The following is a 26,215-nucleotide window of genomic DNA, read 5'->3' on the forward strand; positions in this document are numbered from 1 at the left end:
ACTTTCATATTCATCATTCGTGTTCTTCCGGTTTTACTAGTACAGAGCCAAGGCGTATGTACGTGGCGCCTTCTTCAATGGCGACTTCAAAGTCTCCTGACATGCCCATCGACAGTTCCCGTGCATCCACGTTGTCATAAGGCAGCTGCCCTACCCGGTCACGCCACTGGCGCAATTCGCGAAAAACCGCGCGGGTCTCTTCCGGATTTTCGGCATGAGGCGCCATGGTCATCAATCCAACGACCTTTATATGTTTCATATTACTTGTTTCAGCAAAAAAAGCCAATACGTCATTGGGACGAAGCCCAAATTTTGTCTCTTCGCCTGAAACGTTGATTTGCACAAAGCAAGGGACAATGATTCCCAATGCTTCCGCCCGCTTATTGATCGCTTCGGCTAAAGACAGGCGATCAAGAGAATGGATGTAGGCAAATTTCCCTACCACATCTTTTACTTTATTGGTTTGCAGATGCCCGATGAAATGCCAGGTCCCTTCCGCCCCATAGCGCTCCATCTTTGGCAGGGCATCCTGCGCCCGATTTTCACCGATATGATCGATCCCGACGGACAGCAAATCTCCAATCGCGTCTGCATCGACATACTTGGTAACCGCTACGATCTTTACTTCTTCCCGGCTGCGTCCAGCCCGTTTACAGGCAGCCTCAATCCGCTCTTCAATCTTTGTCAGTCTTGCACGAAGCTTGTCCCTTTCAACAGTTCTCTCCATTTTTTCTACCTCCTTACTTCCTCCAACCGATAAACGAGGCCATCCTGCCTGTCTTTCCCCCTTCTTTGCGATGCGAAAAAAACAGATCCGTATGGCAGCTCGTGCATAGGTCAGTGCTGACAATATGTTCTTCCGGCACTCCGCATTCGGTCATAACCAAGCGATTCAGCTTCGGCAAATCCAGCAAGTATTTTCCGCTTGCCAGGGGCGTAACGCTCTCCATCCAGCTTAGAGCGGTCTGCTTCACCTGATCGATGATGCGGTCGTCTACCTCGTAGCAGCATCCTCCGATCGCGGGTCCAATCGCTACAAGCAGTTCCTCCGCCTTGCTGTCATAGCGCTTGGCGAATGCTTCTATCATTTCCTTGGCAATACGGGCTACCGTACCTTTCCAGCCGGCATGCGCAAGTCCAATCGCTCCGCTTTTCGGATCGAAAAAATAAAGCGGGACACAATCAGCATAAAAGGACGCCAGCAAAATACCATGCTCCTCTGTATGTAAGCCGTCCGTTGCCTGGATACAATCATCCAGCCGATCCTTCCCCGCCCCGGCATGGTGACGGGTAATCTGCTGTACGTTTTTTCCATGTACCTGATCGGCACACGTCCAGACGTCAAACGGCATGTTGATACGCTCGCAAAGCAATCGTCTGTTTTCCGTCACACGCTGTGGATCATCACCCACGTGCAGCCCCATGTTTTGAGAAGCAAAGGGAGCGTCACTCTGTCCGCCCGTACGCAAGGTAAACCCGGCTACTAGGCCGGGAAATTGTTGTTCCCATGTATCGAGTATCAAGGTATGTGTCGATTCAGACAAGACAAATGAAGCCACGTTCCTTTCCTCCATCCCCTTCGGAGCTTTCAGTGATTCCCCCATAAGTGTACGTGAAAAACAGTAAAAAGAAAATAGAGAGCCGCTTCAGGAGCGATACTCATCCTCCGCAGCCGACTTTGCATCCACTCGCAATGTTTCTTCTACCCTTACCAGGACAACATCCTTGCCGATTTTCACGATGTTGCGCCATGGAATCACGTAGTCGTTTCCGGATTGAAAGAAGCCGAGAAACTTTCCGGGTCCAGGGACGACGATCGCATCGACACGTCCATGCCGAAGATCTATCTCCAGATCGGCAATTTGCCCCAGACGCTTGCCGTCCAAAATATTGACGACTTCTTTCGTTTGAAAGTCGGAGATCTTCACCATCCATCCTCACCTGCTTTCCCACCCAGACGCCTATGGTCGAAATAAGCGTCTTGTTGCTCTGTATCATATGTATATGTGGACATAGGCGAATATGTCCCTCGTAATTCGGACTTTTGTGGTGGGGGAAGGGAAAAACGGGCGGCGCTGCGTTCTTGCCACCCCTACTGTGTGATTAGACTGTCCGGCTTTGCTCTCAAAAGCGAGACGTCGCCCAAAGGCCCAAGAGGCGCGGGATTATTCGAGGAAGCGTTGGGCGACAAGCGTGTCCCGCTTTTGAAAGCTCCGCCTAAGCAGGTGTGACAAAGACTCCGCGCGTCCCGTTTTTCCCTTCCTCGGAGAGGCCATGTATTTGATCGATCTTAAAAGATTACTCTATGTACGTATCCCGAGAGTTACTTTCGTTCTTTTTCTTTTGTCAGTAGTAAAATGAATGCCGCGCTAGAGAGCATGTTTCCTTGCCAAGCGACTTGCGGAGCCCTGCCCAGCGGAGCAAGGAAGAGCGGGAAAAAGGAGCGCAACCTGCTCTTGCTGCGAAGCGGCTACCACTTTTGCGTCTCCCCCGCGCTTCCTTGTGGAGCGGACAGTCCTCCTTCACAGTGGGGCGGAGAATCCGAGCGCAGGCAAGGAAACATGCTCTCCCCACCACAGTCTCTTCTAGACGAAAAAAAGCTCCCGATAATCTCGGAAGCTATGATTGCACATGCTTTTGCATATGGGCGATGGCTGCTTTTTCAAGACGTGACACCTGAGCCTGGGATATGCCGATCTCCTCGGCAACCTCCATCTGGGTCTTCCCTTCATAAAAGCGCATGGATAAGATCATCTTTTCGCGCTCGCCCAGACGTTGCATTCCTTCCCTGAGCGCGATTTCCTCCACCCATGTTGCATCCTTGTTCTTCTCGTCGCTGATTTGATCCATGACGTAAATCGGATCGCCGCCGTCCTGATAAATCGGTTCAAAGAGGGAAACGGGGTCCTGAATCGCATCCAGCGCAAACACGACGTCTTCCTTCGCGACATTCAGTTCGCTGGAGATCTCCACAATGGTGGGTTCCCGAGAGTGGATGTTGGTCAGCTGATCACGCACCTGCAAGGCCTTATAGGCAATATCGCGCAATGACCGGGAGACACGAATCGGGTTGTTGTCACGCAAATACCGGCGGATTTCACCGATGATCATGGGTACTGCATAGGTCGAAAATTTTACGTTTTGGCTGAGGTCAAAGTTGTCGATCGCTTTCATCAGACCGATACATCCAACCTGAAAAAGGTCGTCTACAAATTCGCCCCGATTGTTAAAGCGCTGGATCACACTCAGTACAAGACGCAAATTTCCATTTACCAGCTTTTCTCTTGCCGCCAATTCACCTGCTTGCAGTCGCTCAAACAATTCTCTCATTTCTTTGTTGGTCAGTACCGGAAGCTTCGAGGTGTCTACTCCACAGATTTCAACCTTGTTGCGTGTCATGTCTTTCCCTCCTCTGGAGCAAAGCAACTTGGCGGTGGCCAAAGCTTGGAAAACTTGGCTACGTCAAGTCTTTGGCGGAGCCTTTTTTCAAAAAGAAAAAAGTTCCCAACCATTTTCTTGTCAGACCGATCTGCAGCGTGTGGCCAGACAAGCGGGCACTTACCAAGAAGTACCTTTTGGTTTAGGAACAGTATCTCCCCCAGATGGGAAATTATGCGTTACACCATTTTATTGAATTCTTTTCGCAACCGTTTTATTATTCGTTTTTCCAGGCGTGAGATATAGGATTGCGAGATGCCTAGGAGATCCGCTACATCCTTCTGCGTTTTTTCTTCTTCCCCCGCAAGCCCGAAGCGCAGCTCCATGATGATGCGCTCTCGTTCGCTCAGCTTATCCAGGGCTTTCTTCAGCAATTTTCGATCAACCTGGTCTTCAATATTTTTATAAATCGTATCGTTTTCAGTGCCAAGCACATCCGAAAGCAACAGCTCGTTTCCGTCCCAATCGATGTTCAACGGCTCATCAAAGGAGACTTCCGAGCGGATCTTATTGTTCCGGCGCAGATACATGAGGATCTCGTTTTCAATACAGCGCGAGGCATAGGTCGCGAGCTTGATGTTCTTCTCCGGATCAAACGTGTTGACTGCTTTGATCAAACCGATTGTCCCAATGCTGACCAGATCTTCAATGTTGATCCCCGTATTTTCAAATTTTCGGGCAATATAAACCACCAGACGCAAATTGCGTTCAATCAGCATGCTGCGCACGGCAGCGTCACCTGACGGCAGGCGCGAGAGCAGGATTTCCTCTTCTTCCCGAGTGAGTGGGGGCGGTAATGCTTCACTGCCACCGATGTAGTGGATCTCTTCGGCTCGTGCACCGATGGAGAGCAAGAATCGGTACCAGAGTAATTGGATGGAAAGGCGAAGTTTAATGAACATGCTAACCCTCCTGTTCGATATATTTTACTGGATCTTCTGGATCAATCTGCATCAGTGCAGGATGCACAATCGCTTGATATTTCCCATCAGCCGACAAGGCAAGCGGACTTAAGCCAATCAATACTTTTTCAGCTTGAAACCGCGAACCATTCGAAATGACTACGACTCCCTCAGGTTTACATGCAACCATAAAATCCATCCCCCGCGATACGCTTCGATACGGTATCAACCGTATGCGCCCCTGCCATTCAAGCGGGACGGCTTCAAGCAAGCTGTCTACCTTCTCGAGCTTGTTTTCCTCTGCCACCATATCTTTGATAGCAGGCGGCAGAAAATGCGCGAAAAGCCGTTGCTCTGCAATCATGACAGGTGTTCTTGTGATCGGTTCATGCAGCAGGTTGCCTGTATCCACCAAGCCGCGGCACAGGATATGCTCACCTGCAATGCGGATCGTGACTTCCACCAAAAACTGTTCCAGTTTACGTGGTTCCTGGATAGCCTGATAGCTACGCTTCGTGAGAAAAAAGACGAGCAGAAAGCCAACGCCTAAAATTGCAAAGGTGGGACCGGTACCTGCGCCAAATCGATCGTTTTGCACTTGGAGAACACCGTTTACCACTTCGCTGCTTGGCGTGAGGAGGTAACTGAGTCCAAATACACCTCCCCCGAAAACAAAGGCAATGAAGTAAAAAATACACAAGTTGTAAAAAACGTTTTGCAAACGGTGATACCCAAACGCGATCAGCAGCATCACGAGCGACATCAACAGTTTTACCATCCAATGGTTGTACACAGCAAGAGTCGGCAGAAAGAAGAATATCAAATAGGCCGATCCAAAAAACGATGCAACGATGATCCTCCACCAGACCACACGTTCTTTACGGAAGTATGCCGTAAACCAGAGCAGCAAGGTATCAATCGCCATATTCATGAGTAGAATAATATCGAGATAGATGACCATACCGCCCTTCCTCCCGCCCAGTAGTCAAAACTCGATTAGAAACCATCGGAGGAATCCTAGCTGTATAAGAGATGCGTACTCCTTTTCTCATCAGCAAGGACAGTATATATCAATGTGTATGTAAAGTCTGTCAGATCTTGACAGGTTTTTTTCAGATTTTTTGTAGAAGAAAAAACAGTAGAAATCGAGACTGCGCCACTCTTTTGGCGGAGCCTTCGCAGCACTTATACGGGCTTTTATCAACAAAAAAAGCCGGGAACGAGTCCCGGCTTTTGACGATCTTTTCGTTATTTTTTGTTTCTTCTACGGTTGCGCAAGAAGGCAGGAATGTCGAGATTGTCCAAATTGTTCATAGAGAAAAACGGCTTCTCTTCTTCCTCGTCGCGTGTCGCGCGTCCGGTTGGTGCTTGTTGCTGCGGCGATGTTGGACGTGCAGCATTGGTTGGTTGTGGACGACGAGCTGCTCCATTCGACTGACGTTGATGGTCATCAAAGCCTGTCGCAATCACCGTTACCACAATCTCATTCTTCAGGTCCTCGTTAATCACAGCACCGAAGATCATGTTCACTTCAAGATCAGCTGCCGAAGAAACAATATCTGCAGCTTCGTTGACTTCATACAAGCTGAGGTTGGAACCACCCGTGATATTCATCAGCACACCACGTGCGCCCTCAATGGACGTCTCCAGAAGCGGACTGGAAATGGCACGACGAGCAGCTTCTGCCGCACGGTTTTCGCCACTTCCTACCCCGATTCCCATCAAAGCAGAACCGCGTTCGGTCATAATGGTTTTTACGTCGGCAAAGTCAAGGTTGATCAACCCTGGGATCGCAATCAAATCGGAAATACCTTGAACACCTTGACGCAGAATATTGTCTGCTTCACGGAATGCTTCCAGCATCGGCGTGTTTTTGTCTACGATTTCGAGCAAACGATCGTTTGGAATCACGATCAGCGTGTCCACTTTCTCTTTCAGAGCGGCCAGACCCAATTCTCCTTGTGAGGAGCGTTTGCGACCTTCGAAAGAAAACGGACGAGTCACAACTCCCACTGTCAATGCGCCTAATTCCTTGGCAATTTCAGCGACAACCGGAGCTGCCCCTGTACCCGTACCACCGCCCATACCGGCCGTTACGAAAACCAGGTCAGCACCACGCAGTGCATTTTCAATCAATTCACGGCTTTCCTCGGCCGCTTTTTTCCCAATCTCAGGGTTAGCCCCTGCTCCAAGTCCGCGTGTCAGCTTTTCACCGATCTGCAGCTTGATTTCCGCATGGGAAAGAGCAAGTGCTTGTGCGTCCGTATTCAGCGTAATGAACTCAACGCCGCGAACACCTCCTGCGATCATTCGATTCACGGCATTGCTGCCGCCCCCACCGCAGCCAATTACCTTAATGCGCGCGAGTTGTTCAATATCTAGGTCAAATTCCAGCATACTGCTTGTTCCTCCTCACAAGAGCTTCCGTCGGGCCTTGTTTATGTTGGCCGTTTCAATTTGGGTACTGTCTGTTCTCTACCCTCGATCCAAAAGGTCTAAGCAAGCTATTAAATAAACTCGCTAAACCAGTTTTTAACTTTTTCCATGAGATTCCCTGATTCTTTTTGTGGTTTAGGGAACGCTTGACGCTGTCCTGATTTAAATGGACTGCCGGTCTTGCTTCCTCTGCGTTCCATGTGGTGCAGGGCGTACTGGATCAAACCCACACCAGTCGTATAAGAGGGATCTCGTACTCCGATATAATCCGGAATCGCGATCCGAACCGGTGCTGCCAGCTCCTCTTTCGCCAACTCCAGCATGCCGGGCATTGCGACCGTTCCGCCTGTCAGCACGTATCCGCCAGCGATCTCGGAATGGAAGCCGAGCTTGTACACCGCATCCTCGACCAGGTTGAAAATTTCCGCAGCCCTCGGTTCAATAATATTCGCAATATCTACCTGAGTAAACTGTTTTTCTACATCGCTTCCAATGCGTGTCACTTTAAATTTGACTTCTTCAGAAGCTTCGTCGATCAACGCACAGCCATGTTTCACCTTGGCACGCTCTGCAGCATCTGTCTGCGTACGCAAGCCAAGAGCGATATCGTTGGTAATATGGTCGCCGCCGATACCGATTACGGTCGTGGCTGCCAGATGTCCCTGTTCAAATACGCCGATTGTCGTAGAGCCTGCTCCGATATCAACCAGCACCGTGCCCATGTTTTTATCATCCTTGGACAACGCTACATAGCTGGCTGCCAGAGGTTGCAGAAAAATTCCTGCAACTCGCAGGTTTGTCTTTTGCGTACAGCGGACGATATTATGAACGACTGTTTTTGACCCGGTAACGATCGTTCCTTCCATTTCCAAACGGACGCCGATCATGCCGCGCGGGTCTTTGATGCCGCCTTGTCCATCCACAATATATTCCTTGGGGACAACCTCGATAATTTCCCGGTCAGGCGGAATCGCCACTACTTTCGCGGCCTGTATCACACGATTTATATCGTCTTCTCTAATTTCGCGGTCTTCACTAGAAACAGCAACGACACCTTGCGTTTCATGCAATTCAATATGATTACCGGTTATACCGACGTATACCTCTTCAATTGATACACCTACCATACGCTCTGCATGGTCAACGGCTTCCCGGATAGCATTCACCGTTTGGTCGATATCGACAATGACGCCCTTTTTAATTCCCTCGGAATGAGCTTGTCCAACACCTATGATATTGACCGTTCCATTATTGATTTCGCCTATCATGACGCGAACCTTGGAAGTTCCGATATCCAAGCTTACGATCAGCTCATTTTGATTGCTAACCAAAACAGTGACACCTCCTTTGCTACGACATAATCATTCATCTGTAGAAGACACCTGCTTACTCTATTCCACACAGGAAACCCATTCCCTTTTTTCTCGATCAGAAATTATCGTTTTCATCTACTATATCACGTTTCACCCATAAAAAAACAGAGGAAATAAGACCGTTTATACGTCTTCTTCCTCATGATTTAGCCTTGATTGATCCATTTGGACAAGATAATGCGACGGATAACAGCTAAATTGTTAAACAGACGTACACCAAATGCCACGATCGCTGCCAGATAAAGATCGATGCCCAGAAAGGCACCCAGAAAAGCCAATCCCGCAGCAAACAAAATATTGAAAAAGAAGCCAGACATGAAAATACGAACATTGAACGTACGTTCCAAATAGGATCGGATGCCTCCAAAAATCGTATCCAATCCTGCCAAAAGGGCGATGGACAGATAGCTGCTGTATTCCTGAGGGACACGCCAATCCAGGAGCAAACCAACTGCGATTCCAAGTACGAGTCCAAGGACGGGTAGCCACATAGCCTTATGATTCTCCTTTTGTTTTTACCGGTTTCATGAAGCGGATCACACGTGCATCGGTATACGCCGGAATCAGCAGCTTGTCATGCTTTTCGATAATCAGCTGTTTTCCGGCCAGCTTCAGATTCTCCTCCGCACCTTCCAATTTCAGGCCTGAGATGAGCACATCCGGATCGCCCAACGCTTTGATCTCATACGGAGGCCGTATCGTTTTCGTATCAATTTGGATATCTTCACCCACATTGCGAATGGCGGTGGTGGCAATAATCCGGTGGCCGTTGATAGAGATCGCTTTCGCTCCGTTGGCAAATAAGATATTGGACAACCAGCGCAAGTCTTCGTCGATCACGGCATTGGGGATGTAGCTGTGCTCTTCCAAATCGCTCAGCGGCGGAGGTTCGGGAATCACGGCATCCTGAATGCGGACGACCGTCCCCTCTCCTTCAAGCCCAACCATACCGGCCATCCTTTTCGCGCGCGCCAATTCCTCTTTCATGACCGAAACGCTGTCTCCTTCATTCAGAGAGCTTTCGTACTGGTAAAATAACAAATTATACTTCGAGATATCAGCCAGGAGACCTTTATGCTTTTCCAGCTCCTTTTGCAGGCTGCTGCGAAGCTCGGCAATGCTGCGCGACTCGTTAGGCACTGGATTCATATTACTTTTTAACTGGATCGCAAACATAATTCCTATGATAGCACTTATTAAGGATAGAATAAACGTAATTTTACGGTTTTTGGTAATCATCTTTCTCCATCCTTTACGATGCGGAAGAATCCATTTTTCCATCGCCTACATAAGCAGGGATCTCAACATGCTCTTTCTCTTGAATATCAATTTTCACATAATCCTGGAGCATATTCATGACACCGCCTGGCAAATGCAGTCCGCCAACCATCGTCGCCGGATCTCCGATGGCGGTGATCACAAACGGGGCCGCCGACTTCACACCGTTGACGATAATCGTGGGTCCGACACAGCGAATTTCTGAATTGCTGACGAGCCGCTGCCCATTGATGCTGATCGCTTCCGCTCCAGCCGCACGCAGCTCATTCACCATAAGCCGGACATCTTGTTCGTGGACAATGTATTTCGTTACATCGGCGGAAGCAGCGGCTTGCTCGCTGTCTTGCATCGTCACGATAACGCCAGGGCCGCTAACCGGCACCACACCGGCCATCATCCGCGCAGCCTCCAGTTCACTGAGGATCTCCGCCGCTTCCGACTGTCTTTGCGCAAGGGCTTCCTCCACCTGGCTGACTTTTCGCTGCAGCTCCAGCAGCTGCACTTCCAGCTGATGATTCTCTTTTTTCTCGGCCAGTATTCGTTCATTTAATTGTGTTTCCTGCTGAAATTGCTTCTCGTTTTGTCTTTCGGTATTTCTCGCTTTTGTCGACTCGATCGAAGCGGCGATCAGAAACCCTGTGCTTATCGTTACCAGTGTCAGGTATAAATAAAATTTACGATTAGCCATAAGTTAGACTCCTTTTATGTTTCTGACTGTTCGCTGTCATTCGTTTGCGCTTCCTCAGCTTGGCTCGATTCTGCTTGGTTCGATTCTGCCTGTTTTTCTTCTGTCTGCTCTTCTCCTGCTTGCGCCTCGCTGCCATTCTCCTCTTGTTTGGCAGGCGAGCCGTATTTGCTGAACCATGTACTCTCCAGCATATAGACGACTCCCCTCTCGCCTTCCGGAAGCTCTTTGGCAATCGCCGGATACCATGGGAGCTTTTTGGCAATCTGGTAGATCACACTCCGCACTTCGTTTCCGTCGCGCATATAGAGTGTAACTCTCTGCTTGTCGGAGATCGTCGGCGTCAGTGCGATATCGGAAATTTGTTCAAGGACTGTGGGCGGAAGTGAGCCGAGTGCCTTACCTAACTGCGGCAGCAGCTCGGGAGCTCCCCATGCGCGAATCAAAGGGCGATCCACCACTCTTGAGCGAAAATCCAATTTATCGAGCACGGTGCCATTCTCCAGCAAAGGCGCTCGTTTTCCGTCCGTGCTTGTCCATAAAGCTACGCGCTTGAACTCGGTTACGTGCAACGTGATCTTCCCCGGAAAGCTCCGTTCGACGGACACACTTTTAATCCCGGCTAGCGGCTTCAATCCTTCCCGCACATCGGATTCCCATACATTGAGAAATTGCATTCCTTTGTAAAGTCCGGATGCTTGTACAATTTCATTCGCTGCGTATAAATCATTCCCATACACCGTGATCTCCTGGACCTTGCTGTAAGAAGAGCGGAAAAAAAGCACCGCGAGTACAGAAAGAAAAAAGACGACCAGCAGAAACGTGAGCTTCTTATTGCCACGGCGATTTGGTTTTGGTTGTTTGACTTGCGGAATACGTTCCTGATAAACCGACATGTGAACATCCTCCGGTACGATCGTTCCTATCTGTGAAAGAGAGAAAGCGGCATAGCTACATGCCGCTTACCATTCACTTGACTGCAATCATTTATTGGATTGTACGGGTTATGGTGGCCCCTAATTGTTCGAATTGTCGCTCCAACCGATCATAGCCGCGATCGATGTGATGGATCTGTTCAACAACTGTCGTGCCTTCTGCTGCAATACCTGCAATCACCAAGGCAGCTCCGGCACGCAAATCGCTGGCTTCGACAGTCGCGCTATTGAAACGGCTCACACCGCGGATAAACGCAGAACCCAAGTCTACGTAAATCGAAGCGCCCATGCGTGCTAATTCATTGACGTGTCTGAATCTTGCTTCAAAGACAGTCTCCTTGATCACACTCGTTCCCCTTGCTAAGGCGAGAAACGTCATTAGCTGCGCTTGCAGGTCCGTTGGAAACCCTGGAAAAGGGGAAGTGATGATTCGGTCAATTGCCCGCGGGCGTGATGTGCTCTTGACCTCCATTATATCATGGTAGGTCTTGATTTCAACACCACAGCTACGCGCCACTTCAATTAAAGCGGTCAGGTGCTCAGGTATCGTATTGGTCAATTCAATGTGTCCCTGCGCGGCTCCAACAGCCAGGATATGGGTTCCGGCTACAATACGGTCGGGAATGACTCGGTAGCTGACCGGTCGCAAGCGTTGAACACCCGTGATTTCGATGGTGTCTGTCCCCGCGCCCCTGATTTTTGCCCCCATGGCGTTTAAAAAGTTAGCCAGATCGCTAATTTCCGGTTCCCGGGCAGCATTGCAGATCCGAGTGGTACCTTTTGCCAAGGCAGCAGCCATCATGATATTCTCCGTCGCACCCACACTCGGGAACGACAGGAAGATATTGGTTCCCTTCAACTGCTTGGTGCGGAAGCTGATGTATCCATCTGCTTCTTCCATCTTCGCCCCGAAAGCCGTCAATCCAGATAAATGCAAATCAATTCGTCTCTCGCCAATCAAACAGCCGCCTGGCCTGGAAATCGTCACTTCGCCCAGGCGTGCTAGCAGCGGTCCCATCAAAAAGATGGAAGAACGCATCTGTCCCATTAGGTCATCCGGCACATGCCCGATCGAAATAGAAGTTGTATCCAGCCACACGCATCCATCCGTATGAGTAGCTTTTGCTCCCAACGCGGTCAAAATCTGCAACATCACTTCAATATCTTTCAAATGTGGTACGTCATAAATATGAAATTGCCCTTCTGCCATTACAGCGGCGGCAAGAATCGGGAGGGCAGCGTTTTTTGCTCCTTGGATTCGAAGCGTACCTGACAGAGGTTTTCCGCCTTCGATCGTAAAAGTCTCCAAACTTTCACCTCCGAGTTACCCCTCGCCCACCACCAATACTTCCGGATGCAGATCGACACCGTATTTTTCCATAATTGTGCGTCTGACATGATCCATTAGGGTGAGGACGTCGGAAGCCGTTGCCCCTCCACGGTTCACGATGAAGTTGGCGTGCATCTCCGAGATCTGCGCACCGCCAATCTGAAATCCTTTCAGTCCTGCCTCTTCAATCAGGCGACCGGAATGATCCCCCGGCGGATTGCGAAACACACTTCCTGCACACGGCAATTGAAGCGGCTGTGTCTGTCGGCGGCGGTCTTTATTCGCTGCCAGCACAGCTGCAATCTCGTTGCGATCGCCGTCGCGCAGCTGGAAGGTTGCTTCCAGCACAACACCTTTCTTTGTTTGTAGCAGCGATGTGCGGTAGGCAAACTTCATTTCCTCATTGGTCAGCACCTTGACTTCACCATTATCGAAGAGGATTTCGGCTTTTTTCAAAATACGTGACAGGTCCGATCCGTGTGCCCCTGCATTCATGTATACGGCGCCGCCGACTGAACCGGGAATTCCTCCTGCAAATTCCAATCCTGTTAACCCCATTTTGCCTGCCTCCACCGCCAGGCGGATCATGGAATACCCGGCACCAACACACACCTCTTGACCCCTGAATTCACAGTGACTTAAGCCCTCAGCCACTTTCAGCACGGCTCCGCGTATCCCTCCATCCCTCACAAGAAGGTTAGAGCCGCGCCCGATTACACTCCAAGGAATATTGTGACGATGGATCATTTGGACAGCCAAGGCAAGAGTTTCCTTGTCTTTTGGCTGGATTAACAAATCTGCAGGACCCCCGATCCGCCAAGTGGTATGGTTGGCGAGAGGCTCATTTACCCACACCTTGCCAACGTTTGCTTGTTTTAGTTCTTCGCCGAGTTGATATATGCTGTTGTTCATAGCGAACCCCCTGACACAAATGCTAGGTCGGAACATGTTCTATCACGTGTTTGCTTCATACTATGCGCTGCGCTATATGGGCGTGACAGTAGCCCATTATGATTTCCCGACATGCTTCACCACTTGGTAAATGGCCGATGCCGCATCCGGTTTGCCAAGCTTCAAGCTGGCTTCCCGCATCTGCTGCCAATGCTGTGGATCACGCAGCAAGGAATCCAATGCCTGCTGCAGGCGCTGACCACTCAATTCCCGCTCCAGAATAACCATAGCCGCACCGGCACGTTCCAGTCCACGGGCATTTTTCTCCTGATGATTATTGGTCACGTAAGGAGAAGGGATCAGGATGGCGGGTACGCCCAAAGCCGTGATTTCTGCCAAGAAAGAAGCCCCCGCGCGATTGACGATCACATCGGTTGCTGCCAATACATCCGGCATGTTGTGCACATAGGGCAGCAGTGTCACGTTTTCCGGAAGCTGCCAATCCGACAGGCTCACCGTAATGGCTTCATAGTGAACCTCTCCCGTGACGTACACAAAGTGCGTGTCAGGGTATGCGCTGACGTCTTTGAGCAGCTCCCGGGTCGCCTCATTGATCGCGCGCGCGCCGCGGCTGCCGCCCACGATCAGCACAATCCGTTTTCCCAAAGGCACATTCAATGATGCTCGTCCTGCAAGGGCATTTCCCAGGAGGACTTCCGTTGCCCGGGGGTTACCGGTTACGGTCGTTTTCTTTTGCGGAAAATGGCCAAGCGATTCTTCAAATGATACACACACGGCGTTGACAAATCGCGCCAAAAATTTATTGGTAAGGCCCGGTTCCACATTTTGTTCATGAATGATGGTCGGAATCCGCAAGCGGCTCGCTGCGAAGACGACTGGTCCGCAGACATACCCGCCAGTGCCGATCACGACATCCGGGCGAAACTCGCGCAGCAATTGCTTGGAACGGCTGACGGAGCGAATGAATTTCCATGCTGTTTTCACATTTTCCAAGGATAATTTCCGTTTAAGTCCGGAGATTTCGACGGCTTTAAACGGGATTCCCTCACGCGGCACAATCCTGGATTCCAAACCTTTGTCAGTACCGATATATAAAAATGTCGCCTCTGGATGCTGTCTGGCAATCTCCCTCGCTATCGCCAGCGCCGGATAAATATGACCACCTGTTCCTCCACCCGTTAGGACTACTCTCATGATGTCCTCCTTCTTCCTTCTCCTCCTACACAGATAAGGACGTTTCTATCAGCAGGAAAGAGTGGCCAGCTTACTGACCACTCTGTTCATCCCTATCGTGAAAACCGCGAGATATTTAATAACACACCTACACCTGTTAGCATCAGCGTCAGGGAGGAACCCCCGTAGCTGAGAAACGGCAAGGTTATTCCTGTCACCGGAAATGTACCGGTTACTACGCCCACATTTATGACCACCTGGATCGCGATCATCGAAATGATGGCCAATGCGAGCAAATTCCCATACAAATCGGGAGCTGTGATCGCCACTCTCATCCCCCGCCACAGCAAGAGCAAAAAGAGCAGCAAAACAAACGTCCCGCCTACAAAGCCGAGCTCCTCGGCAATGATGGAAAAGATGAAGTCGTTGTACGGCTCAGGCAGGTACAGATGTTTTTGCCGGCTTTGCCCCAGACCCAACCCGAGCAAACCGCCCGGCCCAATGGCATAGAGCGACTGAATGATCTGATAGCCGGTTCCCAGCGGATCAGACCATGGATCCAAAAAGGAGGTGATCCGCTTGATCCGATAAGGAGCCGACAAGACAAGGCCCACAAAGCCTGCGACACCGACCATTCCGAGACCGACAAAATGGCTGATCCGGGCACCGGCAGCAAAGATCATGACTACGGCCATGCCTGTCAGGACGACACCTGTTCCCAAATCAGGCTGAAGCATGATTAAGCCAAAGCAGGCGATCGGAATCGAGAGCGAGACCATCAGCCCTTTCCGGAACAACACGATCTGCTTTTGGTTATCCGAAAGCCACTTCGCCAAAAAGGCGGCAACACCAAACTTGGCAAACTCTCCCGGCTGAATCCCGAATGAGCCTAACCCCAGCCAGCTTTTTGAGCCATTGACTTCAATCCCGATCAACAGCACGAGCACAAGCAAGCCAATACTGATCATATACCCCGTCTTCGCCCACTTCTTCCAGATCCAATAGTCGATGTTCATCATCACATACATCGAGGTAATGCCGAGCAAAGCGAAGATCATCTGGCGCTTGGCAAAATAGTAGGGATCGTTGAATTCTTTCTGGGCATAAATGGCGCTGGCGCTGTATACCATCACGACGCCGATTCCCAGCAACAACAACGTTGCAAAAATGATGATAAAGTCAGGAGCTGTTCGCACCTTGCTCATTGACGGACGACTTCCTTTCTTCGCCGTCCGCGTTCCCACTGTAAGGGCAGGGAAGCTGCCCCACCCAGGGTAGGATTCGATCACGCAGGACGGGCGTTATGCTAGGCTTGTTTTCAGTCTATGCACGCCGTCCTTAAACATGCTCCCCCTTACCTCAAAAGAAGGATAGAGATCCCAACTTGCACATGCAGGGCTGAGCAATACCACATCCCCAGGCTGCGCGAGAGAAGCTGCGGTTACGACGGCTCTCTCCACATTATCGACGCGGCATCGCTCCGATATCCCCGCTTCCTCCGCACGCTGCAGCAAAATTTCCGCAGTCTCGCCGTAAGTGACGATCGCCTTTACATGCTTTTGCATGACCGGAACCAGCTCGGAAAAGGTAATTCCGCGATCCAAACCGCCTGCTATCAGCACAATGGGCTCCGTAAAGGCTTGTATCGCACGCGAAGCCGCCTCCGGATTGGTCGCCTTTGAATCATTGTAATACCTGACATCGTCTACAGTCGCAACAAATTCCATCCGATGCTCTACCCCAGGAAACGTCGATAATACTTCTGCCATGGAGGCATGATCCGCACCGGCGAGCTTCGTGATCAAAATGGCCGCCAATGCATTTTCCACATGCGGAATTGTCAATGCAGAAACCGGCATGATCTCCTCCGCTTGACCATTGCCGTTTACGAACAGAATCTTCCGGTCCTGTATGTAGACCCCTTGCTTCACAGCCGCCTTCTGGCTAAAGGTATAAATCTGGGCGCGCATAGGGGGCAAGGGGCCAAGCTCCTCCAGCTGATCTTGCGGCAGTATCGCAATATCTTCTTCTGTTTGGTTGGCAAACAGCTTCAGCTTCGCCGCCAAATAGGCTTCCTTGGTATGATGATAATCCAGATGGGCCGGATAAAGATTCAGCAAGGCCCCGATTTTCGGACGAAAGGTCGCGGTACCCATCAATTGAAAGCTGCTTAATTCTGCAACCAGCAACTGATCTTCACGCATGGTTTCAGCAAGGCTGCAGAGCGGTGTGCCGATATTGCCTCCAACCACCGTGTCAATCTTCGCTTTCTCCAGAATCAATCCGACCAAAGTAGTCGTGGTAGTTTTTCCATTGGAGCCCGTGATCCCGATGATCGGAGCTTGGGAAATCTGATACGCCAGCTCTACCTCGGTCACCACCGGTATATGCAAAGCGAGTGCCTTGGCAACCGGCGGAGCTTCATATGGTATTCCGGGGTTTTTGACAACAAGCGCGAGGTTCTCATGGATCAAATCATCCGGATGATGGCCCGTGATCACCTTGATTCCTAGAGCTTCCAATTCTTCTGCCCCGACCGCTTCTTCCCGCGGCTTCTTGTCATTCACGACGACTTGCGCACCAAAGCGGTGCAACAGTTTGGCTACTGCTACACCGCTCTTGGCGAGACCTAAAACTACGACTTGTTGATTGCGATAGTCTTCCATACCCATGTTAACGCATCACCTCGAGATACACACCTAGACTTGCAAACACCATTCCGACCAGCCAGAACGTCACGACTACTCGCCATTCCGACCAGCCTGTCAGTTCAAAGTGGTGATGCAGCGGGCTCATCCGGAAGATCCGTTTGCCCCGCGTTTTAAACGAAATCACCTGCAAAATGACGGAGAGTGTTTCGACGACGAAAACCCCGCCAATCACGGCAAGCAACAGCTCTGTCTTGGTCATGATGGCAATTCCCGCCAACGCTCCCCCCAAGGCCAGTGAGCCCGTGTCTCCCATAAACACGCGCGCCGGGTGGGCATTAAAGACGAGAAAGCCGAGAACAGACCCTACGACGGCCGCGCTAAAAATCGCAGTGTCAAAATCATTGGACAACCAAGCGATAATCGCGTAGGCACCGAAGGCAATCGCCCCAGTGCCGGCCAGCAGCCCGTCGAGACCGTCTGTAATGTTGACCGCATTCGTGGTAGCGACCAATAAGAAAAGCAGGAACGGGAGATAGAGGATCCCCAATTCGATATTCCAGGGGGTACCTGGCAGATGAAGCACGGTATCATGCTTCATCTGAATTAGCATGTAGTAAGCGCCTACGGCGAGAATCACCTGCGCCAATAATTTTTGCCGCGCCGTTAAGCCGAGATTACGCTTTTTTGCGATTTTGATGAAGTCATCCAGAAACCCAATGAGGCCATATCCGAGTGTGACAAGCAGCAAAAACATGGTTTCAAAGGATAAGTGCGCGAATTTCAGTACGGTAAAAATCAGGGCGAGCAAGATGATGGTCCCGCCCATAGTGGGGGTACCAGCCTTTTTTTGGTGAGACTGCGGGCCTTCCTCCCGGATACTTTGACCAAATTTCAGTCGGCGAAGCACCGGGATAAAAAGTGGTCCGATTAATACGGCGATTAAAAATGCGGCGATAATCGTGATGATGAGGACATTGTCTAATGGCATGCCCTACCCTCCTTCCTACAGGCGACCCCTGCATTGTATTGGCATCATTGAGGAGCCTGATCCAAGTCCCCTGATGGGGCTTCCTACAGGCGATCCCTGCGTAAATGACATGGTTGGTAAGCCTGATTGAGATCCTCTTCGGGATTCCTGCTGGCAAAACTGCGTCGAAATCAATCGTCTCAGCCTTTATTTTTTCAGAGCGGCAATTGCTTCTTTCGCCACTTCCCGGTCATCAAAGGGCAGTACCTCGTTCTTGATGATTTGATAAGTCTCGTGTCCCTTGCCCGCAATCAAAATGCAATCATTGGGCTGGGCATGACGAATCGCGTACTGAATCGCTTCCCGACGGTCGACGATCTGTACATAGCGGTTTTCCTCCACACCCGTCAGACCAGCCGCCATGTCGGCAATGATGGACGCAGGTTCTTCGGATCGAGGGTTATCTGATGTTAAGACGCTGATATCCGCATATTTTGTTGCAATTTGCGCCATAATTGGGCGTTTGGTACGATCCCGATCCCCGCCGCAGCCTACCACGCAGAAGATCCGGCCTTGGGCGAACTCTTTTACCGTTACAAGCGCATTTTCCAAGCTGTCAGGCGTATGGGAATAATCGACGAGCACAGCAAAATCCTGCCCCGCAACGACTGCTTCAAATCGTCCGTTGACCCCCTGAACAGCTTCCAAACTGCGTTTGATCTCTTCCAAAGAGATTCCTTCTGCCAAAGCGACTGCCGTAGCAGCCAATGCATTGTACACATTGAACTTACCGATGAGCTGCAGATTCATCGCGATGCTTCCTGCAAACGATTGGACGACAAAAGAAGTTCCACGGCTGGTGATCTGGATTTGCTCGGCACGTACATCTGCCGGCTTGTCGATCCCATAGGTGACTACCCGAGCAGGAGTCACTTTGGCGAAAAGCTCAGATGCCTCGTCGTCAGCATTCAGCACGGCAGTCTTCATCATTTTCACATCATACTGGTTGCCAAGCTGTGCAAACAAGAGAGACTTGGCGAAACGATAGTTCTCCATCGTGACGTGGTAGTCCAAATGATCCTGGGTCAAATTGGTAAAGACCGCTGTATGTACATCACAGCCCCGCAGGCGCCCCATCTCCAGGGCATGCGAAGATGCTTCTATAATGGCATATTCGGTATCAATGTCGAGCATGCGTCGAAAGCTGTGCTGCAGCTCTAGGACATCCGGGGTCGTGTTTTTCACTTCTTCGACTTCATCCCCGATTCGCATATGAATCGTACCGATCAGTCCGGTCTTCTTCGCTTGATCACGGAGAATCCGATCAATCAGATGCGTCGTGGTCGTTTTGCCGTTCGTGCCAGTAACCCCGATCAATTTCATCTGACGCGTAGGGGATCCGTAGAACCGATCCGCCACAAGCGCCATTGCCCGTCGCGTATCAGGTACGATCACCTGCGCAACGGAAGCAGGCAAAAGCAGCTCCCGTTCCGTTAGAACAGCAACCGCACCTTGTTCCGCCGCCTTTTGCGCGAAATCATGACCGTCCACCGTAAAACCCGGAAGGCAGACGAACAAATATCCTTCCTTCACTTTACGTGAATCTGCTGTCATACCCGTAATCTCAATGTTGTCATCTCCCACCGTGCGAACTAGCAGCAAGGGAAAAAGCAGATCCTTCAACAACATGACAATGGCACCCCATTTTCCATCTAATCTAGTATTGACCAATGCAATCCATTTTCAACATACAGGGAAACCCCTCTATCCAAAAACTCATTTTATCTCTATGGGCTCGGTTTGTCACCCAAATAGATGCGAATTTTTGAACCTTCCGCGACCTTGACGCCTGGCGCCGGCGACTGCTTGACGACATGTGTACCTTTTCCGGAAACCACCAAGGGCAATACGTCATACGAGGTTGCAATCTCCTTCAGCGAAAGACCGACCACATTCGGAACCTCGAGCAGCGGCTTTTCGGGATACACATACTCTCGCTCAATCGGACTCGGACGTTTTGGCACGTTCATATATTGCAGAGAGGAATCGATGATATTTTTCACACTCGGCGCTGCAATCAATCCACCGAAGGCGAGCGCTTTGGGATTATCTACAGCGAAATACACGAGAATCTGCGGATCATCAGCCGGTGCGAAGCCGATAAACGATACGATGTATTCACCATCCACATAGCGGCCATTCCGCACCTTTTGTGCCGTACCTGTCTTTCCGCCAACCCGATACCCTTCAATATACGCTTGGCGTCCTGTCCCCTTTGCCACGACGGACTCCAGCGCATTGCGCACCTTCTCCGAGGTCTCTGGGGTGATGACCTGGCGCACGACGGTCGGCTCCGTCCTGCCGATGATGCCGTGTGTGATGCTGTCCCGCCATTCCTTGGCCACATAGGGCTTCATCAGCTTGCCGCCATTGATTGCGGCTGCCACCGCCGCCATCTGCTGGATCGGCGTGACGGAAACCCCCTGTCCAAAGGATGTCGTCCCCAGCTCGACCGGGCCAACGCGGTTCAGGTTGAACAGCAGCCCATTTTCTTCTCCCAGCAGGTCAATGCCTGTTTTTTTCCCAAAGCCAAACTTCTCGATATAGCGGAACAACCGCTCTTTCTGCAAGCGTTGTCCCATCGTGACAAACCCCGGGTTGCAGGAGTTTTCGACCACTTCCAGCATCGTCTCCTGACCGTGCCCCTGACGCTTCCAGCAGCGCAGCCGTTTCCCTGCCACCATGATATAGCCCGGATCAAAAAAGGCTTCATTCAGCTCCACTACCCCTTCGTTGAGGGCAGCGGCGAGCGTGACGATTTTAAAGGTCGAACCAGGCTCGTACGTCTTCCAGATAGGCAGATTCCGGTTGTATACCTCCGTCGGATAATCCCGATAGTGTGCTGGCTCATATGTGGGCCGGCTGCCCATCCCCAGGATTTCACCCGTCTTCGGATTCATCGCGACGGCCAGCACATCGTCCGGTTGATAGGCCACGACCGCCTGATCCAGCTCTCGTTCGATAAACGATTGGATTTTTTCGTCAATGGTCAGGTACATGTCCATCCCATCGATAGGCGGCGTATATTTTTCCGCATCGCCAGGCATAATTCTCCCGGTTGCATCAGACGGATAAGACACATATCCTTCTTTTCCCTGCAAAAATTGATCATAAATCTTTTCCAAGCCCGTGAGCCCCTGATTGTCAATGCCTGTGAACCCTAAAATATGAGCCGCCATGGAGCCGTTGGGATAGTTGCGCATCGTATCGTTGGTGATGCGGATCCCCGGAAGATTCAAAGCTTGGATCTGCTTTGCCTTGTCCTCCGAGATTTTGCGGCCACCCGGAATGTTGACGCTGCTGGCCACTTTGGTAATGGCTTTATAGACAACCTCTTCCTTTTGACCGAGAATGACAGCCAGCTTTTTGGCGGTCTCTTTTTTGTCGGGAATCTGCACCGGAATTCCAATCACAGATGGGACATTGATATTATTGACGAGCGGCTCCCCATTGCGATCGTAGATGATGCCGCGCTTTGGCTGAAAAGGAATGTCGCGCGTGGCCAGCTTGTTCGCTTTATCCATGAGCCATTGGCCTTGCACCAGCTGTATATACCCGAGACGCGTAATCAACCCAGTATACAAAACAAATCCGACGATCATCGCGATGAAAATGCGGCGACGAACCGTTACGTTGGAAACCCGCAATTCCGACCACCCCTTGCGAATAGGTTTGTCTCTTTCCTACCCTATTCGCAAAAGGGACTGGTTAGAACCGTTACGGCGAGGCGCCCGGCGCCAGCGTAATTTGCAATCGTTCCTTCCCTTTCAACGTCGTTCCAGGGGGGATGCTCTGCGTAGTCACAAAACCCGAACCTGTCGGTGCCACATCGATTTGCAGGAGAGACGCAAATTCCATCACTTCCCGCAGCGATTTGCCACGGAGATCAGGCATGCGCGTGCCTGCGACCCGATCGGTGACGAGGTACACCTGCGCACCCGTACCGACCCTTTCCATCGGAGCGGGAAGCTGTGCCGTGATTTTTGTCCCGGTCCCAATTGTGGTGAGCTTGAAGCCATCCTGCTTGACCCGTTTTTCGGCGCTGCTTGTCGGCATGCCCAACAGCTTCGGCATCGTTTTCTCTCCGGCAGGCGGCTTGATTTCCGGTGCAGAAGCCACGACTTTGTCCCCGCTCTTCAATTGCGGCTTCTGTTGCAGGTATTGCAAGCTTTTCGACATGACCGAGTTAAAGATCGGTGATACCGTCAAAAAGCCGAGTCGGCTGGAGTCCGCATCCGTTTGCGGATCATCTACGACTACATAGATCAAAAGCCGCGGCTTATCAACAGGTGCGAAACCGATAAATGAAACGACATATTGTCCTTCCGCAATCTTTCCTGTTTTTTCATCGTATTTTTGCGCAGTCCCTGTTTTCCCTGCAACCTGATAGCTATCCGATTTATAAGCCCAGCCTGTACCATGTTCGCTGCTGACGACGGTCTCCAGAATCTCCCTGGTCTGTTTCGCAGTTGCTTCGGAAACCACCCGTTTGACAACTTCTCGGTCAAACCTTTTGACGACTGCCCCTGTATGGGGATCCCTCAGTTCCTTGACAATCCGCGGCTTCAACAGCTCTCCGCCATTTGCAATCGCACCGACTGCCGCCACCTGCTGGATCGCAGTCACGGCCACCCCTTGACCGAAAGTCGTTACCGCTACGTCACGCTGCGAGACCGCTTTGGACAAATCCCGCATGATCCCTTTACGTTCCCCTGGCAGTTGTATGCCTGTCAATTGGCCAATCCCAAAGTCTTTAAAATATTTCCCCAGCAGTTCTTGTTTGAGCCGCTCATAGCCAAGGATGACGAACGCCACGTTACTCGAACGCTGCACCCCTTCAAGGAACGTGATGCTGCCCCAGCCTAGCCCGTTATTATGGTCCTTGATCGGCGCACCCTTCAGCTTCCGGTACGAACCGGATGGGTATTTTTCATTTGGATTAAACATGCCTTCTTCGATCGCTGCAGCCAGCGTGATGATCTTAAATGTCGAGCCTGGCTCGAATATGTAGCTGATTGCCGCGTTTTCGAAGTTCTCAATATCCCAATATTGATTCGGATTGAATTGCGGACGATTCCCCATCGCCAGGATCTCGCCGGTCATCGGATCCGATACGACGACTGTCACCTTTTTCGGTTTATACTCGCTCTCTGTTTTGTCGAGTGCTTGTTCCACATATTCTTGGATTTGCTGATCGATGGTTGTCACGACGTTCAGGCCATCGATAGCCGGCTTGTACTCCGCTTCTCCCTGCGGCAATTGATATCCCGCAGCGTCTCGCATCATTTGGAGTTCGCCGGGCTTGCCGCGCAGCTCCTCATCGAATTGCGCTTCCAGCCCCATGTTGGTCTTGTTGTCATACGTGATGTATCCAAGCACATGCGAAGCAAAGCTGTTGTTCGGGTAAACACGCTTGGTCGTGTCTTTCAAATAGATCCCAGGGAGACGATTTTCCTCGGATGGTTCGCCTTTTTCGTTTTTCGGAAACTGCAGGGCGAGGATCGCGTTTTTCTGCTCCTCCGAGTACTTGTTTCGTCCCGGTTTGCCGATGTCTACCCAGTTTCCCTTGGGTCTCGTGAGCTGCTCAAGCAACTCCTGCTCCGGCATTTTCAAGATGGGGGCCAGCTTTGAAGCCGTATAATAAGGATCCTTGACGACCAATTCCGCGTCTTCTTCTTTGCTCGGACGCAAGTATGCTGAAATCGTGTACGCTTTCCCCTCATAAGCAAGCGGTTCTCCGTTGCGATCGAGGATGGAGCCTCTTTTGGGCGCGATGATATTGTCTCTCTCCCACTGCTCTTTTGCCATGCCCATGATCCACGGTGCGTTGACCGTCTGCACCCACCACACCCGTACACCGAGCAATGTAAATAGCAGCACGAAACAAAGACCCAACGTAAAAATGCGCCAGTTCATGCGTTTTGTTTGACTCACGCGTGTTCACCTCAACTATTGGCTTTCCGATAAGGTTTCTCCCCAGAAAAGAAAAATGTTACCCCCATCGCGGTAACATCATGTCTAATTGCTTTTTTTCGCTTCTGTCTTTTTATTCGGCTTTTCGCTCCCTACGACATGTACAGCCTCATTTTGTTGCTGCATCCCCAATTCCGCGGCGACCGCTTCAATGCGGGAGCGGCTGCTCATCTCTTCAATTTTCAGCTGGAGCGAAGCATTTGTTTCTTGGGCGTTGGCAATTTCCATCTTTGCCTTTTGGATCTCATGGTTGTATTGGGAGATCTGCACGTATCTCGTTCCTACAAATCCGACGCCTAACACCAGCACAAGAACGACAAACAGATACAGCAGCTTCTCCATAGCGGGTATGGATGGCTTTGTCTTCAGTGTTCGCTTGGTCTTGGTTGTTTTGTATGTAGATTGCTTCTGCTCGACTTCCATGGCCAGGTTTCCCCGGTAATAGTAACTCAACCTGTCTCCCTCCTTACTTTAGCTGTAATGATCCTGGAAAAGCTACTGGATTTTTTCGCCAATCCGCAGCTTGGCAGATCGTGCGCGCGGGTTGGCCTCCAGCTCCGCTTCTGACGGCAAAATCGGTTTTCTTGTGATGATTTTCAAGATGGGTTGATTGCCGCAGTTGCAAACTGGAAAACCAGGCGGACAGACGCAGCCCTTGGCAAATTCATTAAACGTTTGCTTGCATATACGGTCTTCCAGCGAGTGGAAGGTAATGACGCTCACACGGCCTTGCGGATTCAACACCTCGACAGCATCTGTCACTGCATCCTGGAAAGCGTTCAGCTCATCATTCACAGCGATGCGAATGGCTTGAAACGTACGTTTTGCCGGGTGCGGACCTGTCCTTCTTGCCGCAGCCGGAATCGCTTCCTTGATAATTTCGACAAGCTGCCCCGTCGTTTCGATCGGTGCTTTTTGCCGATGATTGACGATTTGCCGGGAAATTTTGCGGGAAAACTTCTCTTCGCCGTATTCCCAAATGATTTTGGCCAGTTCCTCCTCGTCCCAATCATTGACCACATCGTATGCGGAAAGGGGGGCATCCTGATCCATGCGCATATCCAACGGCGCATCGGCATTATAGCTGAAGCCTCTATCTCCTTCGTCAAGCTGCGGCGATGAAACACCCAAATCAAACAGCACTCCATCGACACCAGTCAGGTTCAAATCAGCGATGACTTGCTTCAATTCACGGAAATTGCTTTTCACAAGCGTAACCTTGTCACCAAAGACAGCCAGCTTTTCTTTCGCATTGGCAAGGGCGATATCATCCTGATCAATGGAGATTAATCTGCCATTCTCCCCAAGCTGGGAAGCGATCAGGCTGCTGTGTCCGGCTCCGCCGAGCGTGCAGTCGACATAAATGCCGTCCGGGCGGATATTCAAGCCTTTTACAGCTTCTTCTTTCAAAACGGTAATATGATGAAACGACAATGCTGTTCACTCCCGCCTACAAGTTAAAATCTACGAGTTTTTCTGCAATCTCACTAAAGGAACCTTCCGATTGGTTGAAGTAATCCTCCCAACGCTCCTTGCTCCATACCTCTACGCGATTGGATACACCAATCACCACGCACTCTTTTTGCAATCCGGCATGCTCACGCAGATTGGACGGTATATTTACCCTTCCCTGCTTGTCCCACTCACATTCGGTGGCTCCGGAGAAGAAAAAGCGCGTAAACGCACGTGCATCCGCCTTCGTAAAGGGCAAGGTCTTCAACTTTTCCTCCAGTATTCTCCACTCGTCCATCGGGTAAGCAAACAAACATTGGTCAAGCCCGCGGGTAATAACAAAAGAAGCTCCGAGGCCTTCACGGAACTTGGCAGGGATGGTAAGACGGCCTTTGTCGTCGATGCTGTGCTGAAATTCACCCATAAACATGCCGGCTTCCCCCACTTTCCTCCCGCTGTCCTCCACTTTCCCCCACTTTCCCCCACTTGACTACCTATTCGCTATTATATTAGAAAAACTTGGCTACGCCAAGCCCTTTGGCGGAGCTTAGTTTTTCTTATTTCGATAAGAATGCTAATCGATAAAAAAAAACCTGCTTTTGTAAGCAGGTCAGGCTGTCGAGAAAGTCGACAGCCTTTTTATTTCTCTA

The 26,215-nt window shown here is 50.8% G+C and carries 25 protein-coding genes; 1 reads left to right on the forward strand and 24 read right to left on the reverse strand.

What is annotated here, in order from left to right; translation table 11 throughout:
- Positions 1-13 precede the first annotated feature (13 nt).
- From EIZ37_RS10635 to sigG, 4 genes are all read right to left on the reverse strand, one after another.
- Positions 14-727, reverse strand: coding sequence for a YggS family pyridoxal phosphate-dependent enzyme (locus tag EIZ37_RS10635; RefSeq protein ID WP_134684567.1), 714 nt, complete (start codon positions 725-727; stop codon positions 14-16).
- A gap of 13 nt (positions 728-740) precedes the next feature.
- Positions 741-1,574, reverse strand: a complete 834-nt coding sequence (gene pgeF, locus EIZ37_RS10640; RefSeq protein ID WP_134684568.1) for a peptidoglycan editing factor PgeF — start codon at positions 1,572-1,574, stop codon at positions 741-743.
- 72 nt (positions 1,575-1,646) lie between these two features.
- On the reverse strand, positions 1,647-1,931 hold the full coding sequence (locus tag EIZ37_RS10645) for a YlmC/YmxH family sporulation protein (RefSeq protein ID WP_134684569.1): 285 nt from the start codon (positions 1,929-1,931) through the stop codon (positions 1,647-1,649).
- Positions 1,932-2,619: 688 nt separating this feature from the next.
- Entirely contained in the window at positions 2,620-3,399 is a 780-nt protein-coding gene (gene sigG / locus EIZ37_RS10650; protein WP_134684570.1) for an RNA polymerase sporulation sigma factor SigG, read from the reverse strand.
- A gap of 28 nt (positions 3,400-3,427) precedes the next feature.
- Between sigG and EIZ37_RS10655 the strand changes: the two genes are divergently transcribed.
- On the forward strand, positions 3,428-3,634 hold the full coding sequence (locus tag EIZ37_RS10655) for a hypothetical protein (RefSeq protein ID WP_134684571.1): 207 nt from the start codon (positions 3,428-3,430) through the stop codon (positions 3,632-3,634).
- Here the strand turns inward: EIZ37_RS10655 and sigE are convergent.
- The 20 genes from sigE to mraZ form a co-directional block, all read right to left on the reverse strand.
- A complete protein-coding gene (gene sigE, locus EIZ37_RS10660) occupies positions 3,618-4,340 on the reverse strand; it encodes an RNA polymerase sporulation sigma factor SigE (protein ID WP_134684572.1) in 723 nt (240 codons plus the stop codon). The two genes, EIZ37_RS10655 and sigE, sit on opposite strands and share 17 nt — an antisense overlap.
- Position 4,341: 1 nt before the next feature.
- Complete coding sequence (gene spoIIGA, locus EIZ37_RS10665; RefSeq protein ID WP_134684573.1) at positions 4,342-5,301, reverse strand: sigma-E processing peptidase SpoIIGA; 960 nt, start codon at positions 5,299-5,301, stop codon at positions 4,342-4,344.
- Positions 5,302-5,588: 287 nt separating this feature from the next.
- Entirely contained in the window at positions 5,589-6,737 is a 1,149-nt protein-coding gene (ftsZ, locus tag EIZ37_RS10670) for a cell division protein FtsZ (protein WP_134684574.1), read from the reverse strand.
- 110 nt (positions 6,738-6,847) lie between these two features.
- The gene (gene ftsA / locus EIZ37_RS10675; protein WP_134684575.1) at positions 6,848-8,107 is read right to left on the reverse strand and encodes a cell division protein FtsA; all 1,260 of its coding nucleotides are present in this window, start codon (positions 8,105-8,107) and stop codon (positions 6,848-6,850) included.
- A gap of 188 nt (positions 8,108-8,295) precedes the next feature.
- Complete coding sequence (locus EIZ37_RS10680; RefSeq protein ID WP_134684576.1) at positions 8,296-8,640, reverse strand: small basic family protein; 345 nt, start codon at positions 8,638-8,640, stop codon at positions 8,296-8,298.
- 4 nt (positions 8,641-8,644) lie between these two features.
- Positions 8,645-9,388 (reverse strand): DUF881 domain-containing protein, encoded by a 744-nt coding sequence (locus EIZ37_RS10685; RefSeq protein WP_134684577.1) that lies wholly within the window; start codon positions 9,386-9,388, stop codon positions 8,645-8,647.
- 13 nt (positions 9,389-9,401) lie between these two features.
- Positions 9,402-10,115, reverse strand: coding sequence for a DUF881 domain-containing protein (locus tag EIZ37_RS10690; RefSeq protein ID WP_134684578.1), 714 nt, complete (start codon positions 10,113-10,115; stop codon positions 9,402-9,404).
- A 14-nt stretch (positions 10,116-10,129) separates the two neighbouring features.
- Positions 10,130-11,008 carry a cell division protein FtsQ/DivIB gene (locus tag EIZ37_RS10695; RefSeq protein ID WP_134684579.1) on the reverse strand — a complete coding sequence of 293 codons (879 nt, stop codon included), beginning with the start codon at positions 11,006-11,008 and terminating at the stop codon, positions 10,130-10,132.
- 91 nt (positions 11,009-11,099) lie between these two features.
- Positions 11,100-12,356: a UDP-N-acetylglucosamine 1-carboxyvinyltransferase gene (gene murA, locus EIZ37_RS10700; protein WP_134684580.1), complete on the reverse strand. Its 1,257-nt coding sequence runs from the start codon at positions 12,354-12,356 to the stop codon at positions 11,100-11,102.
- Positions 12,357-12,371: 15 nt separating this feature from the next.
- Positions 12,372-13,289 (reverse strand): UDP-N-acetylmuramate dehydrogenase, encoded by a 918-nt coding sequence (gene murB / locus EIZ37_RS10705; protein WP_407921133.1) that lies wholly within the window; start codon positions 13,287-13,289, stop codon positions 12,372-12,374.
- Positions 13,290-13,385: 96 nt separating this feature from the next.
- Entirely contained in the window at positions 13,386-14,483 is a 1,098-nt protein-coding gene (gene murG / locus EIZ37_RS10710) for an undecaprenyldiphospho-muramoylpentapeptide beta-N-acetylglucosaminyltransferase (RefSeq protein WP_134684581.1), read from the reverse strand.
- Between the two features lie 92 nt (positions 14,484-14,575).
- Positions 14,576-15,667 carry a stage V sporulation protein E gene (gene spoVE / locus EIZ37_RS10715; RefSeq protein WP_134684582.1) on the reverse strand — a complete coding sequence of 364 codons (1,092 nt, stop codon included), beginning with the start codon at positions 15,665-15,667 and terminating at the stop codon, positions 14,576-14,578.
- A gap of 96 nt (positions 15,668-15,763) precedes the next feature.
- Positions 15,764-17,128, reverse strand: a complete 1,365-nt coding sequence (gene murD, locus EIZ37_RS10720; RefSeq protein ID WP_134684612.1) for a UDP-N-acetylmuramoyl-L-alanine--D-glutamate ligase — start codon at positions 17,126-17,128, stop codon at positions 15,764-15,766.
- Positions 17,129-17,135: 7 nt separating this feature from the next.
- Positions 17,136-18,101, reverse strand: a complete 966-nt coding sequence (gene mraY / locus EIZ37_RS10725) for a phospho-N-acetylmuramoyl-pentapeptide-transferase (RefSeq protein ID WP_134684583.1) — start codon at positions 18,099-18,101, stop codon at positions 17,136-17,138.
- Positions 18,102-18,287: 186 nt separating this feature from the next.
- On the reverse strand, positions 18,288-19,769 hold the full coding sequence (locus EIZ37_RS10730; protein WP_134684584.1) for a UDP-N-acetylmuramoyl-L-alanyl-D-glutamate--2,6-diaminopimelate ligase: 1,482 nt from the start codon (positions 19,767-19,769) through the stop codon (positions 18,288-18,290).
- Between the two features lie 98 nt (positions 19,770-19,867).
- Complete coding sequence (locus EIZ37_RS10735) at positions 19,868-21,787, reverse strand: stage V sporulation protein D (RefSeq protein ID WP_134684585.1); 1,920 nt, start codon at positions 21,785-21,787, stop codon at positions 19,868-19,870.
- A gap of 70 nt (positions 21,788-21,857) precedes the next feature.
- Positions 21,858-24,074, reverse strand: coding sequence for a PASTA domain-containing penicillin-binding protein (locus EIZ37_RS10740; protein ID WP_167568790.1), 2,217 nt, complete (start codon positions 24,072-24,074; stop codon positions 21,858-21,860).
- 84 nt (positions 24,075-24,158) lie between these two features.
- A complete protein-coding gene (gene ftsL / locus EIZ37_RS10745; RefSeq protein WP_134684586.1) occupies positions 24,159-24,566 on the reverse strand; it encodes a cell division protein FtsL in 408 nt (135 codons plus the stop codon).
- A gap of 42 nt (positions 24,567-24,608) precedes the next feature.
- Complete coding sequence (gene rsmH, locus EIZ37_RS10750; protein ID WP_134684587.1) at positions 24,609-25,547, reverse strand: 16S rRNA (cytosine(1402)-N(4))-methyltransferase RsmH; 939 nt, start codon at positions 25,545-25,547, stop codon at positions 24,609-24,611.
- A 16-nt stretch (positions 25,548-25,563) separates the two neighbouring features.
- Positions 25,564-25,995, reverse strand: a complete 432-nt coding sequence (gene mraZ, locus EIZ37_RS10755; protein ID WP_134684588.1) for a division/cell wall cluster transcriptional repressor MraZ — start codon at positions 25,993-25,995, stop codon at positions 25,564-25,566.
- Positions 25,996-26,215: the final 220 nt, after the last annotated feature.

The sequence above is a fragment of the Brevibacillus migulae genome (assembly GCF_004521915.1).
In the GTDB taxonomy this organism is placed as follows: domain Bacteria; phylum Bacillota; class Bacilli; order Brevibacillales; family Brevibacillaceae; genus Brevibacillus_F; species Brevibacillus_F migulae.

What these genes read in the sequence shown, in the direction of transcription:
- EIZ37_RS10635 (WP_134684567.1), bottom strand. Translation starts at nt 727, where the DNA reads ATGGAGAGAACTGTTGAAAGGGACAAGCTTCGTGCAAGACTGACAAAG.
- pgeF (WP_134684568.1), bottom strand. Translation starts at nt 1,574, where the DNA reads ATGGAGGAAAGGAACGTGGCTTCATTTGTCTTGTCTGAATCGACACAT.
- EIZ37_RS10645 (WP_134684569.1), bottom strand. Translation starts at nt 1,931, where the DNA reads ATGGTGAAGATCTCCGACTTTCAAACGAAAGAAGTCGTCAATATTTTG.
- sigG (WP_134684570.1), bottom strand. Translation starts at nt 3,399, where the DNA reads ATGACACGCAACAAGGTTGAAATCTGTGGAGTAGACACCTCGAAGCTT.
- sigE (WP_134684572.1), bottom strand. Translation starts at nt 4,340, where the DNA reads ATGTTCATTAAACTTCGCCTTTCCATCCAATTACTCTGGTACCGATTC.
- spoIIGA (WP_134684573.1), bottom strand. Translation starts at nt 5,301, where the DNA reads ATGGTCATCTATCTCGATATTATTCTACTCATGAATATGGCGATTGAT.
- ftsZ (WP_134684574.1), bottom strand. Translation starts at nt 6,737, where the DNA reads ATGCTGGAATTTGACCTAGATATTGAACAACTCGCGCGCATTAAGGTA.
- EIZ37_RS10680 (WP_134684576.1), bottom strand. Translation starts at nt 8,640, where the DNA reads ATGTGGCTACCCGTCCTTGGACTCGTACTTGGAATCGCAGTTGGTTTG.
- EIZ37_RS10685 (WP_134684577.1), bottom strand. Translation starts at nt 9,388, where the DNA reads ATGATTACCAAAAACCGTAAAATTACGTTTATTCTATCCTTAATAAGT.
- EIZ37_RS10690 (WP_134684578.1), bottom strand. Translation starts at nt 10,115, where the DNA reads ATGGCTAATCGTAAATTTTATTTATACCTGACACTGGTAACGATAAGC.
- EIZ37_RS10695 (WP_134684579.1), bottom strand. Translation starts at nt 11,008, where the DNA reads ATGTCGGTTTATCAGGAACGTATTCCGCAAGTCAAACAACCAAAACCA.
- murB (WP_407921133.1), bottom strand. Translation starts at nt 13,289, where the DNA reads ATGAACAACAGCATATATCAACTCGGCGAAGAACTAAAACAAGCAAAC.
- murG (WP_134684581.1), bottom strand. Translation starts at nt 14,483, where the DNA reads ATGAGAGTAGTCCTAACGGGTGGAGGAACAGGTGGTCATATTTATCCG.
- spoVE (WP_134684582.1), bottom strand. Translation starts at nt 15,667, where the DNA reads ATGAGCAAGGTGCGAACAGCTCCTGACTTTATCATCATTTTTGCAACG.
- murD (WP_134684612.1), bottom strand. Translation starts at nt 17,128, where the DNA reads ATGGAAGACTATCGCAATCAACAAGTCGTAGTTTTAGGTCTCGCCAAG.
- mraY (WP_134684583.1), bottom strand. Translation starts at nt 18,101, where the DNA reads ATGCCATTAGACAATGTCCTCATCATCACGATTATCGCCGCATTTTTA.
- EIZ37_RS10730 (WP_134684584.1), bottom strand. Translation starts at nt 19,769, where the DNA reads ATGTTGTTGAAGGATCTGCTTTTTCCCTTGCTGCTAGTTCGCACGGTG.
- mraZ (WP_134684588.1), bottom strand. Translation starts at nt 25,995, where the DNA reads ATGTTTATGGGTGAATTTCAGCACAGCATCGACGACAAAGGCCGTCTT.